This is a genomic window from Paraburkholderia sp., from assembly GCF_035501035.1.
In the GTDB taxonomy this organism is placed as follows: Bacteria; Pseudomonadota; Gammaproteobacteria; order Burkholderiales; family Burkholderiaceae; genus Paraburkholderia.
The window spans coordinates 1-2,336 of the sequence record NZ_DATJWR010000351.1 but is presented as its reverse complement, the minus strand read 5'-3'; the positions used below and the strand labels follow the sequence as shown (position 1 = coordinate 2,336).

Below are 2,336 nucleotides of genomic sequence, written 5' to 3'. Positions count from 1 at the left end.
AGATGATTCTAAGTCATTATGTTTATGCTGCGCTGCACCCTATACTGACTTCATTCCAGTGTCACTTAGGGTTTGCCATGACGACTCCGAACACGTCCGCGAAGGTCTCCGCAAGCGCCGCGCGCAGTGCGGGCGGCATGGCGAGCCTTGGCCGGCGGATTGGCCGGATCGCTGCGCAGTCCGCGCTGCTCGCGGGAGTCTGGTATGTCGCCGACTTCCTCACGCGCGCCGCGCACCTGCCCGTGCCGGGCGGCGTGGTCGGTCTCGTGATGCTGCTCGCGCTGCTCTTTTGCGGCGGCGTCGCGCCGCGCTGGGTGAAGGCCGGCGCCGACTGGCTGCTCTCGGACATGCTGCTGTTCTTCATTCCCGCCGCCGTGGCGGCGGTCAAGTACGGCGGCCTCTTTCGCGCCGACGGCTGGCGCCTCGCGCTCGTCGTGGTGGGTGGCACGCTGATGGTGATGGTGGCCGTCGCGTTCGCGGTGGAGCAGGCCGCGCGGCTCGAGCGGCGTCTCGCGCTGCGCCGCGTGCGTCACTCGCGCCACCTGGCGCGTGCGTAATCCCAGCGTCTCGTATCTGTCGTGAGGACGATCCCGTCATGAACACGTTTTATTCGTCCCTGTTCGCCGACGACGCGGCGCGGCTGATCGCGGCCGGCTGCTTCATCCTCACCGTCGCGCTGTATTTCGCCTCGAAGGCGCTCTATGCGCGCTACCGCTCGCCGTGGCTCACGCCGCTCGTCGCGGTGCCCGCGGTGCTCGGAGCGATCGTGTTGGCGCTGCACATTCCGTATCCGGTCTACTTCCAGGACACGCGCTGGCTCATGTGGCTGCTCGGCCCGGCCACGGTGGCGTTCGCGGTGCCGATCTACGAGTATCGTGACCTGCTCAGGCGCCACTGGATTTCGCTCACCGTCGGCGTGACGGTCGGCATCGTCGTGGCGGTGGGCGGCTCACTTGCGCTGGCAAAGCTCCTGCACCTCTCGCCGGACCTCCAGCGCAGCCTGATGACGCGCTCGATCTCGACGCCGTTCGCACTCGCCGTCTCCGACAAGATCCACGCGCCGCGCGACCTCACCGCGCTCTTCGTGATCGCCACGGGCGTGTGCGGCATGCTGTTCGGCGAACTCGTGCTTGGGCTCGTGCCGCTGCGCACGCGGCTCGCGCGCGGCGCGCTGTTCGGCGCCGCCGCTCATGGCGTGGGCACGGCAAAAGCCCGCGAGCTGGGCAGCGAAGAGGGCGTGGTCGCGAGCCTCACCATGATGATCGCCGGCGTGGTGATGGTGCTGCTCGCACCGGCGCTGGGGTTTCTGCCGGTTTGAGGGGCCGCCATCCGCGGGGCTGTCAGTGCTGGAGCGGCGATCCGTGGATGGCCATCCTTCGCATGGCCATCCATGATGGCTGCCACATCCGTGGTGCACCTGTAACACCGGCCTCCAGCAGCTTCCTGTAGGCCCGCGCACGCGGCCGCCATCCCAATTTGCTACAATCACGCCTCGCCTTCGAGGAGCGTTGCGACGGGTTTTCTCTGACCCGCCAGGCTCGAAGGTGCTCAATCCGGTTGGATTCGCTGAATCGACCGCACTGAAAACGGCGCTCACGTCTTTAATTTCTAGTCACTTTTAGAAAGGAGGGCGTGATGAACGCCGCAATTCCGCAAGATCAAGCCAAAGATTTCGTCGTCGCCGATTTGTCGCTTGCCGGCTGGGGCCGCAAGGAGCTGAACATCGCCGAGACCGAAATGCCCGGCCTCGTGCAAATCCGCGAAGAGTACAAGGCGCAGCAGCCGCTCAAGGGCGCGCGCGTCGCAGGCTCGCTCCACATGACCATCCAGACGGGCGTGCTGATCGAGACCCTGAAGGCGCTCGGCGCCGACGTGCGCTGGGCCTCGTGCAACATCTTCTCGACCCAGGACCACGCCGCTGCCGCGATCGCGCAGGGCGGCACGCCGGTGTTCGCGTTCAAGGGCGAATCGCTCGACGAATACTGGGAGTTCTCGCACCGCATCTTCGAATGGCCGAACGGCGAATTCGCCAACATGATCCTCGACGACGGCGGCGACGCCACGCTGCTGCTGATCCTCGGCTCGAAGGCTGAAAAGGACCGCTCGGTCATCGCCAAGCCGACCAACGAAGAGGAAGTCGCGCTCTACAAGTCGATCGAGAAGCATCTCGAGATCGACCCGCAGTGGTACTCCAAGCGCCTCTCGCAGATCCAGGGCGTGACCGAGGAAACCACGACGGGCGTGCATCGCCTCTACCAGATGGAAAAGGACGGCCGCCTGCCGTTCCCGGCGATCAACGTCAACGACTCGGTCACGAAGTCGAAGTTCGACAACCT

3 protein-coding genes and 1 riboswitch are annotated in these 2,336 nt (G+C 65.6%); all 3 genes read left to right on the top strand.

Going from position 1 to position 2,336, the window contains the following annotated elements:
- Positions 1-137: 137 nt before the first annotated feature.
- Entirely contained in the window at positions 138-557 is a 420-nt protein-coding gene (locus VMJ11_RS25605) for a CidA/LrgA family protein (RefSeq protein WP_414694468.1), read from the top strand.
- Between the two features lie 38 nt (positions 558-595).
- Positions 596-1,318, top strand: coding sequence for an LrgB family protein (locus VMJ11_RS25600; RefSeq protein ID WP_325623002.1), 723 nt, complete (start codon positions 596-598; stop codon positions 1,316-1,318).
- A gap of 176 nt (positions 1,319-1,494) precedes the next feature.
- A riboswitch (S-adenosyl-L-homocysteine riboswitch) is annotated at positions 1,495-1,602 on the top strand.
- Positions 1,603-1,635: 33 nt separating this feature from the next.
- Positions 1,636-2,336: adenosylhomocysteinase (locus tag VMJ11_RS25595; RefSeq protein ID WP_325623001.1), on the top strand; the 701-nt coding region annotated here is incomplete at its 3' end.